A 16,366-nucleotide genomic window follows, 5' to 3' on the forward strand; every position below is an offset into this window, starting at 1 on the left:
TATTAAAAATAGGGATTAATCAATCTATTATCGGTTTAAAGCTAATCCTTTAAACATAATTTTTTTATCTAATTCTTTATAGAATTCTTGAATCAGTTTTTTACCTTTTCCAAATGTAATGAGACCAGGCGTATTAATCGTAAAATCAACCGCTGATTCAATCGGCGTAATTTTAACAATCGTCACAATCACTTCAGCATCTTTACGCTTAAGCATTAATTCTTGACGATCATCATCTTCAAATTTTACCTCAAAGTTTAATGATTTAGCAACCTCAATAATCGCTGCTTTCGTTGGTTGATACTTTGCTTTATAGTAATGAGTCATTAACGCCTCATCCGTCGTTTTTTCACCTGATTCGTAGTGTGTTTTAAATAAGTCCATAAATCCCATTTCTAGTTCCTCCCTTAATTCCTATACTTTTCCACTATATTAATTATGACTATGTTTAAGACAGCAGCATAACTGATGATACAGTGTCTCAAACTGAGTTCGTAACTCACTGACTTTACCTTCGTTAACTAAAACGAAGTTCGCAAGATCACGTTTTTTATCCAGTGACATCTGAGAATTAATCTTGGCGAGCGCATAGGCCTCCTCGATTTGGTCTCTTGCCATCAGTCGTTTAATTTGCGTTTCCTGACTGACATAAACGACAATCGTCACATCCGTCAGTGATTCAAACTCAAACTCATATAAAAGTGGCATATCGAGAACCACCATCGATTCATTAGCTTTTTTCGCGAGTTCAATCCCTTCTACTAACTTTTCACGGATTAAGGGTTTCATAATTTCATCTAATTTTGCTTTTGCAGCCTTATCTTGAAAAATTAAACGCCCTAGCCCCCCGCGGTCTAGGTTCCCATCCGCTAAAATAATATCCTGTCCAAATACATCTGCTAATCTTTTTAGAAGTACCGTATTTGGTTGTTGCATCTGTCTGACAATTAAATCAGCATCTAAAACCGTCACACCCTTGTCTAAAAACAACTGAGTGACCGTACTTTTTCCTGATGAAATTCCACCCGTTAATCCAACTACTAACATGGATACAATCCCCCTTAAGACTTAATTATTTGGCATGTTGGACAAAAGTAAGTTCCACGTCCACCAACCTTAATTTTCTCAATAGGGGTTTCACAGATTTTACACACTTCACCCAATCGTTGATGAACTAACAACTCTTCTTGAAACGTTCCTGATACACCATGTGTGGATGTAAAGGTTCGAATGGTTGTCCCACCTAATGAGATGGCTTTTGCTAACACCTCTACTGTATATTTTACCACATTTTCAATCTCGTTGTCGGATAATTCATAGCTTGGGGTTAAAGGATGAATCTTTGCCCTAAATAACACCTCATCTACATAAATATTACCCAGTCCACAAACTACACTTTGATCTAGTAATAATGACTTAATCGGTTTCTTTTTCCCTTTTATTTTTCCTTTAACATACGCTGGGGTAAACTCATCTGAAAAAGGTTCCACCCCAAGCACTTTAAAAGCAGAGGTTTCTTCTAAATCTTGACCTTTTTCATATAAATGAAACGTCCCAAATTTACGCGTATCTTGATAAAGTAACTGACGTCCATTATCGAGTTTAAAGATAGCATGAATATGCTTGTTTAATTCAAAATCATCTGCCTCATAAAAGTACTTACCTTCCATACGAAGATGCGAAAGGAGTTGATAATCTTGAAAATGAAAAACTAAATACTTCCCGCGACGACTAATCTCTTCTATCACTTGATTCGTTAGCTTTTCTTTAAAAACATCTGCACTCATATTTTTAACCATCGGTTCGTATCGTAACTCAATCTCTTTTATTCTTAAGCCTTTAATCTGGCTATTTAACACATTTTTAACTGTTTCAACTTCTGGTAATTCTGGCATAGCAATTAGTCCATCCTTTTTCATGTCATTTTCATGTTGTTTACTTCACAATGGATTGGTAAATCTCAAACATCATGATTAACAAGTCACGCTCAAGCGTTGAAATCGGTGCTTGATAATCTAAGTATTTGCCTTTAAAAACAATCTCTAAATCCGATGTCTGTAAAATCAATTGTTGCACCTGCTCGACTTCCTCTTGACTTAATTCAATCGTAATCCATTCGGTAACTTCATCTTCAATCCAAACTTGACGCTTTTCAGACGGATCCATTTCAAACGAAACGATTGCCTCTCCATTTTGACGAAGCTCAATCAAATCAAAATCATTCATCGTCTGACCATAATATCCAAATACAACAGGCATCGTCGCACTTGTAATATCACTATTTGCCACGATATAAGGCATCACATTAATATTTTGTTCAACCATTGACTTATCTACACCCTCAGCCGTTCCTTTTTTTATATTTGTAAAAGCATAAGTGGCTAAGTTAACGGGATTAAAAGCGGTCGATGATTGAAGTGCCAGCTGATTATAGGTAATCACTTGCTGATTACTTTCTGTATTCACTAAGACTTGAATTTTCCCCGCATATTTACCGAGTGCCTTATCTCGTCGTTGAGCTCGCTGAAGTGTTACTTCAGATAACTTCAAATGAAGTGTCTCTTCATAACTACTTCCTAAATACGGCTCAATCTCTTGTAAAAAGTTAATAACAAATCCCAGTTGATTATTCTCAATCAATTCCTCGATTTCCTTCATGACCTCTAAATAAAACTCCGATTGATAATACCATCTTAGCGACGTGATACCCTCGTCATTTTCATTATCAATCAAATAATTCAATCGTTTAATTGCCTCAACATAATTTTTTTGTTCATAAAATTCATTTGCTTCCGTCAAATATTGTTCTTTAATCAATTGAACACATTGCATGATTCTACCTTTAGCCAATTCATAATAAGACTGATCATTAAACATCACTTGACCATAAGCTTCAATCGCCTCTTCAATGAATCCCTGTTGTTGCAAATTCACACCTTTAATATAAGCTCTTTGTGATTGATAATACTTCGATACTTCATCAATTGTTTCAATTACTTTAGAACTCGAGAAAAATAACGGTTCAATAATTTGCTCATACTGCAAATACTCTTCGTACTCAATTTTTCGAAGCATATATAAATTCGCATAATATTGATAACGACTAATCAAAGAATCTCCTAAATCCTTTTTAATTCGTTGTCCATAGTCACTATCTAAATTAATAAATCGCTGATAAACCGAAGTCACATCATCTGGCGATACTTCATCATAAATATAATTAACTAAGATATTCAACTGTTTTTCATACAGGATAACATGTCGATTATAAATCATGGCCCCCCATATAATCAATGCTACAACCATAACAATAACAATTTTTAATGAAAAGAACCAATAATTTTTTAACTGCTTTAATACCCCCATAACGTCCACCCCAACGAAACTTGCTTTTATTACCATTTTAACACAGAAAGCGCCTATCACCTATCATTTATTCGAATTTTTCACAAAGAAAAACGCTGACTAAAAAAAGATTTTCACAACCTCTAACGCCTAAAAGAAACTCAATTTTAAGGCGCTAAAGAAATATCTCCATCATCAACTATCACGCTTCCCTAAATGAGTAAAATAGATTAAAATAAATCTACTATCAAAAACGGGGGGATTTTATGATTCGCAAGGCTTCTTTAAATGACTACAATCAAATCTCAAAACTAGTTTCAGAAGTTCATCAACTTCACGTCCTAAATCGACCAGATGTCTATTTGGATCTAAAACAACCATTTTCATACGATTCTTTTCTTCAGTTACTTGAAGAACCAACCTCAAATCTTTTCGTCATCGAAAATTCTAATCAAAACCTCATCGGATACGGTATCATCAACTTCCTTAAAACACGTTCACTCACCATCATGAAGCCATCAACAATCGCCTACATTGATGATTTTTGTATCTCATTTTCTTACCAACATCAAGGCTATGGTGCACAACTTTTTGATTACTTAAAAGAATATGCCAAAGAACAAGGTGCTACCTCTTTACAACTGACGGTTTGGGAGTTTAATGAACCAGCTATAGCTTTTTATGAAAAAATGGGCATGAGTACGAGAAACAGACGATTAGAATTGCCGTTAAAATAAGTAAAAAGGAGAACGAAAACTTCTGTTTTCATTCTCCTTTTTTTTAGATTAATTCTTCTAACATATCAAGTAATTCATTGAAGCGTTCAATCGTTGCCTCTAATGGCATTGAGGTCGTCATGTCAACCCCTGCATTTTTTAGAGTATCGATTGGATATAAAGAACCACCTGCTTTTAAGAATCCTTTATATTTCTCAACAGCAACTTCACCATTTTCTAAAATCGATTTAGCGAAAGCCGATGCCGCTGCGTACCCTGTAGCATATTGGTAAACATAGAAATCACTATAGAAGTGTGGAATTCGTGCCCACTCAATTTTAATTTCATCATCCACGACCATCTCAGGTCCGAAATATTTTTTATTTAAATCATACCAAATATTATCTAAATCATCTGACGTTAATGAACCACCGTTTTCTAACGTTTCATGCGTGATTAACTCAAACTCTGCAAACATTAATTGACGGTACACGGTCGCTCTAATTTGCTCTAACTCCTGATTAATGAGATATAATTTTTTATTTTTGTCCTGCTCTTTATGAATTAAGTCATTAATTAAAAGAATTTCATTCGTTGTAGACGCCACTTCCGCACAGAATAACGTGTAATTTCCGTAAACGTATGGTTGTTCTTTTCTTGTATAGTAAGAATGGATGGAATGTCCCATTTCATGAGCCAGTGTTGAAACATCGTTTAACTCATAGTTATAATTTAATAACACATAAGGCATCGTATCATAGCTTCCCCATGAGTAAGCCCCACTTTTTTTACCTTTATTTTCGTAAACGTCAACCCATCCGTCTTTGATTCCTTCATCAAAGATGTCTAAATATTCTTGACCCAGTGGTTTTAATCCTTCTTTCACCATTTCAATGGCATCGCTATACTCGATATGTTGTTTTGGGATATCGATGACAGACACATATAAATCGTACATATGAATTTCATCTAATCCTAATAACTTTTTCTTTAAACCAACATAGCGGTGAAGAGATTTTAAGTTGTTATTGATGGTTTGAATCGCATTTTTATAAACTTCAACTGGAATATCATTTGGTTTTAATGAAGCTTCTAATGAAGACGCATATTTTCTTGTTTTCGCATAGAAAATAAATGTTTTTAATGAGCTTGTTAAGCTTGTTGCAATTGTATTTTCATATTTTTTATACGTGCTAAATAATAATTTAAACGCCTCTTCTCTGACACGACGATCTTTACTTTTGATTAATGAACTATAGTTTCCTTCTGTTAATTCAATGTCCTGACCATTTTCACCTTTAATCGTTCCAAACGTCATATCCGCATTCGTTAGCATCGTATAAATACTTTCAGAAGCCCCTAAGCAATCTGATGCTGATGCTAATAATTCTTCCATTTCCTTCGATAAGATATGTGGTTTTTCTTTTAATAACACTTTGAAGAACGTGTCATACACATTTAATTCGTCATCGCTTTCTAACATCTTTTCAATTGTTCCATCTTCAAGTGATAAAATCTCCGGCGTAAAGAACGCATTGTAACTTGAAAACTGTGCCATAAACGGATCGATTTTATTCACTAATGTTTGAAACTCTGAGTTTGAGGTATCTTCATGACTCTTCATATGCGCGAACACATATAATTTTTCTAATACACGTGATAACTCTTCTTCTACCTTTAAGTATTCCTTTAAATCAGTGATATTTCCAAGACGTCCTTGGAATTCTTTTAATTTCGGCGCTTTTTCTTTTACTGCTTGAAAGTCTTTTTCCCAAGCCTCTGTACTTGCATAAACTTTGTCAATTTTCCACTTCGATTCTTCTTCAATTTCATTTCGTGATTTTAAACCCATTGTCTGACTCATAAATGTCTCCTTTTTATCAATATCAATTCATCATACTTTCATTTTACTACATTTAACCACTGATAATTCATCATCCGGTTATTTTTTTTATGCGGTGACTGTCTCAGGGAATCGAAGCAAGTATCCATTTTACTAAGAGGGGATAACCCTCTAAATTCTTAAATATCATGCTTCTCTAAACGTGAAATTAATTCCTCGTCCGTAACCTAATTTAAATCATTACACATCCAAAGAAAAAGGTTTAGATTGTTGAATATTTGAGATAGATTGTTCAGAGACTAAAAACTTCATTCTATAACCTACCTAAACAATCATAGGTTAACTTTTTTAATAATCCCTCCTTTGATAATCCCGCTTCTGTCATCGCATGGATATCATAGATTTTTAAAATTTGATAGCATTAATGACCAATGCTTTACCTCGTATGAGCTCCTTTTTTATCTCTCATAAAAAATAGTAAGTCAATTAACGATGGCTGATACGGAATAAAAATTTCTTCCTGAATCATCTTTAAGATTTCATCCCTTGACGCCCATTTAACGCTCTGAACTTCCTCGTATTGCAGTTTTAGTGCATCAATTTCTAAATCTTGTTGAATCAAATAAAAATCATCAAATCCATCATCAAAATTAATCGTTAGAGCAGGTCTAATCCCATCAAGTGATAACCGATATCCAATCTCTTCATAAACTTCACGTTCTGCTGCTGATTGACTCGTATCACCAGAAATAGCACTGCCCCCAACTGTCACATCCCACCTATTTGACCAACCACTTTTAAAAGGCTGTCTTTGTTGAATCAACATTTCACCTTGAGAATTAAAAATACAGACATGGACGACTAATCGATAAAGTCCTGGAATGATTTTTTGACCTCTGATCATCGTTTTATCCGTTTTAATTCTATCTTGCGTATATAAATCCCAAATCTCTATAATCACCATCTCCTTTTAAGAACCAATGTCTCTTGACCCTCTACTGTATAATAAATCTTCGATAGATATGCTCATCATAATATAGATTGGGATTTTATTCCATTAAAAAATAACCTTCGCTGCTCACAATCTTATCTCATCTCTCTCAATACAACGATATCGTTTTAGATAAAATATAACCCCTATCCTTTATTCCTTAGATATTAATTTACTATGAACGATTGTACGAGCATTTTCAAACTCATAACTACAAGTATACAGCGTCATAATCTGATCATTCGCGTTTAATTCAATCTGTTTTTGATATAACGATCGATCTTTTATATAGTTTAGATACGCTTGTTTATCTTTTTCATCTTCAAAATGAATTTTCAGATAATCCCCATGATAAAAATCTGCTACATAGGCCGAAAAAACTTCATAAATATAGGTCATCCCTTTATATTCAACTCTAATCAGGTTATTTTCATTAAAAAAATCTTCCTTTTTAAAATTAGCGACTTCTCCAAACATTGATTTATTTTTCATATCATGACCATATAGAATAATACTGTGATCTTCTTCAAATTTATTTCGATAATCCATAAATATACTACCGGAAGCTAGATAATTTTTATTAAAATCATGTTTTAGATAATATTGATTATCTTGACTCTGAACCACCGGGTAATCAATATTAGTGTTGTCGACGTGTAACCAAAATCTATAGTCCGAATTGATAGAAGAAAGTTTATCATATTTATCATCTACAATCGACTGATCTACTTCTTTATTCTCTTCATTAGCTTCAGTCTCTTCAATAGGGGGCGTATCTGTCGTCGCTTTAGTCATTTCTCTAATATTTTCATATACATTATCTGCTTTTTTGTACGCCGTTAATTTAATTAAAATAGCAGAAGAAGAGAAGCATAACATCCAAATCAGAATTAACTTAACAACTACCCTTATATTTTTTTTCAAAACAATCCCCCCCCCTCCTTTTACATTTACTATAAATAATAGACATTTTATGAATTCTATATATTAAATTATCAATGAATGATGACTACATTATGCATTTTATAACAGGATTGTTAAGGAAGTTATTTATGAACAATGTTAAAAATTATCGAAAAAAAGTAATAACTTTTAGTATGTAGGTAAATATAGTTGAGTAAATAAGATTTATTTAAAACACAATAAAATCACAACTATTAGAGAAGGAGAAAAGTAAAAAAATGAAAAAACACTTATTAACAAATTTTCTAACTATCTTGACAGTGTTCATGATGTCGACCATGATAGTATTTGCAAATGGATCGGTAGAGGGAAATATGACAAGCTCAGAATTTTTAGCTAAAAGTAATTCCCAAGGGGACATTACTTTAAGTGATAATGTGGCACTTTCTGATGCATTAAAAATAAATGGAACTAATTATACGATTGATTTAAATGGCCATACTTTAACTCTCACAAAAGATTCAAATTATTTGACTAATGGCGCAAATGTAACCTTTAAAAATGGAACAATGATTCTAGATAAAATCAAAGGTCATGCAGATTGTATCTTAGGAGTAGGTGATTATGGAAGCAGTGCTAACTTAACACTCAATCAAGTAACGCTACAGGCAAGTAACTATACTTCACCCTATGCTTTAATTTATGTCTACAATGACAGTACCTTAAATATCGAAAACAATTCTGTTTTAAATGCCAAAAATGAAAAAAGTTTATCAGGAGGAGTGATAAAAACGAATGCCGGAAAAAATGGAAAAATTAACATCACTGACTCTACTTTAAACTTTCAAAATACTGCACGTGGCTTTTTAGATGGAACAATCAATATAAAAGATTCTACTGTCAACATGAAGGGGTTAAGCAATGGGATCAATACAACCGCTGAAGGGCTAGATTTAACCATCGACCATTCCAAACTTACAATTACCGAAAGCCTAGGACGTGCTTTAACAGTTGATGGAACAAACATAAATATTAAGAATAATTCTGTCGTTGATTTGAGCCATTCCGTTGAAGGCGACATCAGATTTAAAAATTCAGGAAAAATTCAAGTCGATCAGTCTTCTGAATTAAACTTTAAAACCGTTAAACTTGATGATCGAGGGATGGATTTAGGAAACTTAATCGCATCAGAAAAATATGACTATCAATTAGATGATCAAGGAAATGTGATCAAAATAGAAAAACCAATCACTCCAGAAACAGATATGCCTGATACAGGAGATGAGACTAATCTATCTCTTATGATTGGAATGGCCCTCATCTCTACTATCGGTCTATTATATTTCAAAAAAACGACACCTAAAAAAACAGTAGCTAAATAATAATATTCATCAAAAAAGGCGAGAAAAGATTTCATCTTCTCGCCTTTTTATTGATCCTACTTTATATTACTTTTATCTTCAATAGATGATTTCCTTTCACATCTATAAAAAACCTCTCTAAATAATTGAACCTCATGCTTCATTATATATTCCAGATTCCCATTATAGATCCCCCCTAGAAATACGTATTAATCTTGATATATAAACACCTAACCCTTCTTTAAATAAGAGTATTATCCTAACATTTATTGAAATATTTTCACATCATTAATTTCCGTTGAATCTAATCCTGAAAATTTCTCTAACGTCAGCATCACTTATAAATATCCTTTTTCTTTTAATAACATAAAAGTGTTGCGGTAAATATAGTCACTATATATATCTTCTTCGCAGCTTCCTTCCTAATTTTCTAATATTTTATTCTGTTCTTAAAGCAGTTACTGGATCTTTCCTTGCTGCTTTTTTGGCAGGGATGAACCCCCCCATTAAAGTTAGTATGATACTTAAAGCAATAAGAAGAAGTGCACTACTAAAAGGTAATGAGGCATTAACAGTATCTGTACCCGTTAAAGTGTGAATGATAGAATTTGCTGGTATTAGAAGTAACAGCGTAATTCCAATTCCAATTGTTCCTGAACATATACCGATTATAAATGTTTCTGCATTAAACACTTGAGAAATATTATGTTTTGAGGCCCCAATTGCACGAAGTATTCCGATTTCTTTAGTACGTTCCATAACTGAAATATAAGTGATAATTCCAATCATTATTGAAGATACTATTAAGGAAACTGCAACGAAAGCAATTAATACATATGAAATTACATTTATAATTGTTGTTACAGAAGACATTAAAAGTCCTACATAATCTGTATAAGTAATTTGACTTTCCTCATCAACCAATTCGTTGTATTTCCCAATATAATCAGCTATAACATCTTTGTCCTCAAAACTATCACAATATATGTTGATACTAGATGGTGCATCTAAACTTACAACACCAAAAGTTTTCATATTATCATCATAAGTTCCAGTAGATATATAATGATCATAAATCGAAAGAAGTGCCTCATCATCTAAATTTTCATCTAGTGCCGCTGCAAGTTGTGTTTCATTCATTGACATCATTTGAGATGTTGCAGTTGGATTATCTGAATAAGTGTATTGTAAAATCTGTTTAGCAAGATTAGCTTTCTCACTAACTCCTAAATGATCGATATAAGTTTTTGCATCTTTGACTTTATCTACATCATCACTAGGCGAAAATTCCATACCATTTAATACATTTAGATTCTTACTAGCTTCCTGTCCTTTTACAACCTCACTGTTATTTGTATAATCAATGATATAATCTGTTAATGCTTTTGTATAACCTACAGTATTGCTAATTAAAACAGTTTCTGTATCTTCTTTAGGACGAATAATACCTACCACTTTTAACTCAACTGCATCTTCAAGTAGATTTTTTATCTCTGAGTTATCGTCTCCAATATAATCGAAAGTACCATTATCATTTTCTACATATAAATCACAACTAGGGATCATATAAAATGTTTGAGCTATAATATCTTCATAACTTAGTTTTTGTGTATCTAAAGTAACTGTTTCTCCGTCTTCTATCTTCGATATTAATTCATTATATTCAGAAGAAGGAAGAAGTCCAAGTTTATAAAGAGTTGTGGCAGAAATCTCATTATTATGGTTAAGCACTATAACAAGCTCATTGTATTTGCTCGGCCATGAACCATATAAAACATCATAGCTATCTGTAATAGTTGAACTGATTAACTCATCTTCAGTACCTGGTAATAACTCTTCAAAATGATTAGAACTACTTGAACTCATAGCTGCCATCATTGGAGAGCTGACTGAAGCAGAAGATTGACTCCCCTCTAATGTACTACCATCTGTATTTACAAGAGTATCCTCTGAGTCATAAGTATATACATCGAATTTTGTATCGTAAGAATACACAATTCCGTTTTCACCAATATACTGGTGAATTTCATTTTCTGTATCATCTAAGTACTTTTTAAATTCTGTTAGATTATTTTCGGTAATACTTGTCGTCATCTTAGATGCCATTTCAAGTTCTGTACCATTTGAATAAACTGCATCTAAATCATGGTCAACCTCACCGCTTTTCAGTTTCTTCATATTCTCTTGTCCTGATGACATAATGCTACTTAAATCTATAGACTGAGATTGAATGGATATAGGATAAGAAGACATTGTACTTTTTTGAATATCAGAAATATAAGTATTAACTCCATTAGAAATCGATAGAATTAATGCAATCCCTATAATTCCAATAGAGCCCGCAAAAGCTGTTAATAATGTTCTTCCTTTTTTACTTTTTAAATTATTGAAAGACAATGAAAGCGATGTCGAAAATGACATTGAAGATTTACCCATATTTTCATGTCTTGCTTGCCCAAGTTGTGAAGCATCTACCTGATATGGATTAGAGTCATCTATAATTTTTCCATCACGCACTTTTACGATACGAGTAGCATACTCTTCTGCAAGCTCAGGATTATGTGTAACCATAACAACCAGTCTATCTTTTGCTACTTCTTTTAGAAGTTCCATCACTTGAACACTAGTTTCAGAATCAAGTGCACCCGTAGGTTCATCAGCAAGTAAAATATCTGGGTCATTAATTAATGCACGAGCTATAGCCACACGCTGCATTTGTCCACCAGACATTTGATTAGGTTTTTTATGAAGTTGATTACCTAATCCAACTTTTTCTAAAGCTTCTATTGCACGTTTTTTACGTTCTGACTTTGAAACCCCAGAAATAGTAAGTGCAAGTTCAACATTTGAAAGTACCGTCTGATGAGGTATTAAGTTATAGCTTTGAAACACAAAGCCGATTGTATGGTTTCTATAAGAATCCCAATCTCTATCTGTATATCTTTTAGTCGAAATTCCATTAATAATTAGGTCACCGCTATCATAATGATCTAGACCACCAATGATATTAAGTAAGGTAGTTTTCCCCGAACCACTAGGTCCAAGAATAGCAACAAGCTCATTGTCACGAAGATTTAAACTTACGTCATTAAGAGCTGTTTGCACTAAATCTCCAGTTATGTACTTTTTATGGATTTTTTCAATTTGAAGCATCTTTATTCTCCCCCTTTGTTTCCTTGTCATCATATTTTACAATGCTTTTATAAACTGAATGTTAATTTTAGGAATTTATTTATGCTTTTTTTCTAATACATTTAAATTTTCACTTAATCTTTTGAAATATAATAATTTGGATATAGATAAACAACACATTGCTTTAATTATATTAGATGTGATGATGCCTAAAATGGATGGCTATGAATTTACTATGAATTTACAGAGTATCTACGTAACTGTCAGAATAATATAGTGATTCTAATATTTACAGCTAAACAATTACTCGAAGAAACATGTAAAGGATTCCTAGTAGATACCTATGATTATATGGTGAAATCTGTTAACAAAGAGGAGATACTTCTTCGTATGAGAGCACTTTTGTGTCATTCTCAGATTATCAATAAACACAAGTTACATATTGGAAAATCACTTTAGATTAGAATGCGTTAACTATTTCACGATAAGGAATTAGTTATAAAGTAGTATTAAAATATGAATAAAGTAAAAAAAGTATTAAAAGATATGCGACTTTCTTTGATGTTTTCAGTTATTTAGAGATAATAGGTATTTCGAATTTCTTTCGGACGTGGATACTAACCGCTCCCTCCATCTCCACCCTAACTTATAAAAAAACTTCTCTACACCAGAAATCAATTCTGAAATTAAAGAAGTTTTTTTATTTTATATCATAAACCAATGTCTAACACTTAGTAACACAGATTTAACTATTATTCATCTTTTTATAGGAAACGAATTACAAATCTTATAAATGATTCATAACTAAAAGTCTAAGTCATAGTACTTTGTGATTTAAACACTTGAACCTCACACCCCACAGACTCAGTAACTGGACCTCAGTTGAGTTTCGAAGACCAAATGCTCGCCCTACTAGCGATAGAAAACCACGAGCTACGCTACGTGGTGTAGGGAAACCATAAAGTTTCGTCTACACTACTCCTAAAAAGCAGAGGAGTGAGGTAGACGTCAACTCACTATACTTCATACCCTACAGTCACAGTAACTGGAATACAATCTATCTTCGATAACCTGACTCTTGAGAGCAAATACATAAGATTCTCTAGATTTCTTTTAGAAATCAGTTCATCTAAAAAATCGGGAGCATCCCATGTTTCAAAAAGAGAAACACAGGCTACTTCCTTGCATTTTAGAATATCTAGTTGAACTTCTAGTGAAACTTTAGATATTCTTATCCCTTTAGGGGGGGTCAAGAGTCAAAGCGGTTATCTCAGCCTTTTAGATATTCTCGCTGAAGTATGAAGCGTTAGACTATCTTATCCTGGGTATTTAATCTTTCTAATCTCGAAAATTCGAGATTTAGAAAGATTTTACTCAGGGTTACTTCGCGTCGTACCATGTTGGTCCGTATGAGTAGTCTGCTTTTAATGGCACCTGAAGCTTTACAACGTCTTCCATTGTTTTAGTTACAAGTTCGATCATTAAATCTAACTCTTCTTGTGGGACTTCGAAGATTAATTCATCGTGTACTTGAAGTAATAAACGAGATTTAACTTGTTTTTCTTTCATGGCATTTGCGACGTCAATCATGGCTTTTTTGATAATATCGGCTGCTGTTCCCTGGATTGGTGCATTCATTGCAGTACGTTCTCCAAACTGACGAAGTGCATAATTTTTCTGACTTAATTCAGGGATATAACGACGACGATTAAATAAAGTCGTTGCATAACCATGGAATTTTGCATCTTTCACGGTATCTTCCATATACTGATTGATTCCTGAATAAGTCTCTAAGTAATGATCAATATATTTTTTCGCTTCTTTTTGCGTAATATTTAAATTTTCAGATAATCCGAAGGCACTCATTCCATAAATAATTCCGAAATTAATTGCCTTAGCTGAACGTCGTAAGTCTGATGTCATTTCTTCCTCAGATACTTTGAACACATCCATTGCTGTTTTTTTATGAATATCTTCACCTTCTTTAAAGGCTTCGATTAATGACTCCGTATTTGAAATATGAGCTAAAATACGAAGTTCGATTTGTGAGTAGTCCGCTCCTAAAATAACCCAACCTTCTTCACTTGGGACAAAGGCCTTACGAATTAAACGCCCTTCTTCTAAGCGAATCGGAATATTTTGTAGGTTGGGTTCAATCGATGATAAACGTCCTGTTTGAGTTAAAGCTTGATTAAAAATCGTATGAACTTTTCCATCACTGTAGCATGCTTTCTTTAAACCCTCGATGTAAGTTGAATAAAGTTTGGTTAACGTACGATACTCCATAATCGATTTAATGATTGGATGAGCATCACTTAATTTCTCTAATACATCGGCATTTGTTGAATATCCTGTTTTCGTTTTCTTAATAACTGGTAAGGATAATTTCTCAAATAACACCTCTCCTAATTGCTTAGGTGAGTTAATGTTAAATGACATTCCAGCATGTTCATAAATCTCATTTTCAAGCGCCGTGATGCGTCCTTTTAAATCTTGCCCCATCTCATCAAGTGTCTTTAAATCCAGAGCCATTCCGTTAAATTCCATCTCAGCCAACACATCTGCCAGTGGCATTTCCATCTCTTCAAATAACGTTAACTGATCTTGTTCTTTCAACTGTTCAAGCGCTGTCTCCTTTAACTTCAAAACGGCAGTCGCAATATCAATCGAGTGACGGGCAATTTGACTCTCTTCTGCAATAGCACGCTTAGCCCCTTTACCATAAACCTCTTCATCGTACAACACATCATCGTAGTCATAACTCATCGCCACTTTTTTAAACTCATTGCTGACATTCGTCGGATTAATAATATACGTTGCGAGTAATAAATCAAATGCCACCCCACGTAAATCAAATCCTTGCCACATCAGGGCAACTCGTGAACGTTTTAAATCAAAGATATCTTTTGCAATCTTTTCATCTGCTAAGAATGCCATAAAGGCCTCAGACTGCTTCGCTAATTCAAATGGGACATAATAAGACTCTTCATCATTTACAACCGCAATCCCTAAAATATTAGCATGATGATAGTTCTCTTCAAAAATCTCAACATGAATCGCACTATGCTTAAAGATTTTAGTGTTTAATTCTTCTAAACTTCCGATGATTGCAACAGGAGCTTTAGGTGTTTCATCCTTCACCTCTTGCAGTTTCATTTTTTTTAGGAAAGCATTAAACTCCATTTCTTTAAACAATTCAATTAAACCCGCTACATCAGGTCCTTGATATAATAAATCATCAAAAGTCACTGAAAGCGGCACATCTGTATGAATGGTCGCCATTCGTTTGCAAAGCAAAGCTTGCTCAACATTCGCCTCTACTTTCTCTTTCATCTTCCCTTTTAAAGAGGCCGTATTAGCGACTAAATTTTCAACTGTTTGATACTCTTTTAATAATTTAATTGCTGTCTTTTCCCCAACACCTGGGATTCCTGGTAAATTATCTGATGGATCGCCCATTAAACCTTTTAAGTCAACAATTTGGCTTGGTGATAATTCATATTTTTCAAACACCGCTTCTGGTGTAAACGACTCAATATCGGTAACCCCTTTTCTTGTAATATGAACCGTCGTTTTCTCATCCGCCATTTGAAGTAAATCTTTATCTCCTGTGATAATATGAATTTTTTCAAAATCGGCTTTCTCTCCAAGACGAGCCAATGTTCCAATAATATCATCTGCTTCATAAGTTGGTAGCTCTAATCGCTTGACACCTAGTAAATCAAGATACTTCTTAATTAAATTAATTTGAGAACGCATCTCATCTGGCATCGGCTTACGACCATCTTTATACGTTTCTAAAAATTCATGACGAAATGTCGTTTTACCTGCATCAAACGCCACTAGCATATGCGTATGATGATAATCATCCATCACTTTATTCATCATATTAACGAATCCATAAAGAGCATTCGTAAAAATCCCCTGACTCGTCTTCATTAAATTCCCGCTATATGCCGTTGCATAATATGCGCGATACATTAAACTATTTCCATCAATTAAAACTAATGTGTTCATGCTAATCAACCCTTATCTTTGGCATATTTGAACGCCTAATTAACTATACTTTAATATT

The 16,366-nt window shown here is 33.5% G+C and carries 11 protein-coding genes; 2 read left to right on the forward strand and 9 right to left on the reverse strand.

Annotation, left to right across the window (positions count from 1 at the left end):
* Positions 1-27 precede the first annotated feature (27 nt).
* The 4 genes from HLK68_RS01000 to HLK68_RS01015 are packed head-to-tail and all read right to left on the reverse strand — an operon-like array spanning position 28 to position 3,366.
* A complete protein-coding gene (locus HLK68_RS01000; RefSeq protein WP_006785456.1) occupies positions 28-393 on the reverse strand; it encodes a hypothetical protein in 366 nt (121 codons plus the stop codon).
* 39 nt (positions 394-432) lie between these two features.
* Positions 433-1,047, reverse strand: a complete 615-nt coding sequence (coaE, locus tag HLK68_RS01005; protein ID WP_006785455.1) for a dephospho-CoA kinase — start codon at positions 1,045-1,047, stop codon at positions 433-435.
* A 14-nt stretch (positions 1,048-1,061) separates the two neighbouring features.
* Complete coding sequence (gene mutM, locus HLK68_RS01010) at positions 1,062-1,895, reverse strand: DNA-formamidopyrimidine glycosylase (RefSeq protein WP_006785454.1); 834 nt, start codon at positions 1,893-1,895, stop codon at positions 1,062-1,064.
* A gap of 40 nt (positions 1,896-1,935) precedes the next feature.
* The gene (locus HLK68_RS01015) at positions 1,936-3,366 is read right to left on the reverse strand and encodes a hypothetical protein (RefSeq protein WP_055165632.1); all 1,431 of its coding nucleotides are present in this window, start codon (positions 3,364-3,366) and stop codon (positions 1,936-1,938) included.
* A 245-nt stretch (positions 3,367-3,611) separates the two neighbouring features.
* Between HLK68_RS01015 and HLK68_RS01020 the strand changes: the two genes are divergently transcribed.
* Positions 3,612-4,082, forward strand: coding sequence for a GNAT family N-acetyltransferase (locus tag HLK68_RS01020; protein WP_055165635.1), 471 nt, complete (start codon positions 3,612-3,614; stop codon positions 4,080-4,082).
* Between the two features lie 43 nt (positions 4,083-4,125).
* Here the strand turns inward: HLK68_RS01020 and pepF are convergent, their stop codons facing one another.
* The 3 genes from pepF to srtB form a co-directional block, all read right to left on the reverse strand.
* Positions 4,126-5,925, reverse strand: a complete 1,800-nt coding sequence (gene pepF, locus HLK68_RS01025; protein ID WP_132942800.1) for an oligoendopeptidase F — start codon at positions 5,923-5,925, stop codon at positions 4,126-4,128.
* 415 nt (positions 5,926-6,340) lie between these two features.
* A complete protein-coding gene (locus tag HLK68_RS01030) occupies positions 6,341-6,865 on the reverse strand; it encodes an NUDIX hydrolase (RefSeq protein ID WP_006785450.1) in 525 nt (174 codons plus the stop codon).
* 183 nt (positions 6,866-7,048) lie between these two features.
* A complete protein-coding gene (gene srtB, locus HLK68_RS01035) occupies positions 7,049-7,819 on the reverse strand; it encodes a class B sortase (protein WP_009606913.1) in 771 nt (256 codons plus the stop codon).
* Positions 7,820-8,076: 257 nt separating this feature from the next.
* Between srtB and HLK68_RS01040 the strand changes: the two genes are divergently transcribed.
* A complete protein-coding gene (locus HLK68_RS01040) occupies positions 8,077-9,180 on the forward strand; it encodes an LPXTG cell wall anchor domain-containing protein (RefSeq protein WP_132942801.1) in 1,104 nt (367 codons plus the stop codon).
* Positions 9,181-9,597: 417 nt separating this feature from the next.
* On the opposite strand, the gene HLK68_RS01045 is transcribed toward HLK68_RS01040, so the two are convergent.
* Positions 9,598-12,312 (reverse strand): ABC transporter ATP-binding protein/permease, encoded by a 2,715-nt coding sequence (locus HLK68_RS01045; protein WP_006785447.1) that lies wholly within the window; start codon positions 12,310-12,312, stop codon positions 9,598-9,600.
* Between the two features lie 1,359 nt (positions 12,313-13,671).
* Positions 13,672-16,308 carry a DNA polymerase I gene (gene polA / locus HLK68_RS01050; RefSeq protein ID WP_132942802.1) on the reverse strand — a complete coding sequence of 879 codons (2,637 nt, stop codon included), beginning with the start codon at positions 16,306-16,308 and terminating at the stop codon, positions 13,672-13,674.
* Positions 16,309-16,366 lie beyond the last annotated feature (58 nt).

Origin of the sequence: Turicibacter sanguinis (assembly GCF_013046825.1) — a bacterium.
GTDB lineage: Bacteria > Bacillota_I > Bacilli_A > MOL361 > Turicibacteraceae > Turicibacter > Turicibacter sanguinis.

Coding starts and splice junctions, on each gene's coding strand:
- HLK68_RS01000 (WP_006785456.1), bottom strand. CDS start 393: ATGGGATTTATGGACTTATTTAAAACACACTACGAATCAGGTGAAAAA.
- coaE (WP_006785455.1), bottom strand. CDS start 1,047: ATGTTAGTAGTTGGATTAACGGGTGGAATTTCATCAGGAAAAAGTACG.
- mutM (WP_006785454.1), bottom strand. CDS start 1,895: ATGCCAGAATTACCAGAAGTTGAAACAGTTAAAAATGTGTTAAATAGC.
- HLK68_RS01015 (WP_055165632.1), bottom strand. CDS start 3,366: ATGGGGGTATTAAAGCAGTTAAAAAATTATTGGTTCTTTTCATTAAAA.
- HLK68_RS01020 (WP_055165635.1), top strand. CDS start 3,612: ATGATTCGCAAGGCTTCTTTAAATGACTACAATCAAATCTCAAAACTA.
- pepF (WP_132942800.1), bottom strand. CDS start 5,925: ATGAGTCAGACAATGGGTTTAAAATCACGAAATGAAATTGAAGAAGAA.
- HLK68_RS01040 (WP_132942801.1), top strand. CDS start 8,077: ATGAAAAAACACTTATTAACAAATTTTCTAACTATCTTGACAGTGTTC.
- HLK68_RS01045 (WP_006785447.1), bottom strand. CDS start 12,312: ATGCTTCAAATTGAAAAAATCCATAAAAAGTACATAACTGGAGATTTA.
- polA (WP_132942802.1), bottom strand. CDS start 16,308: ATGAACACATTAGTTTTAATTGATGGAAATAGTTTAATGTATCGCGCA.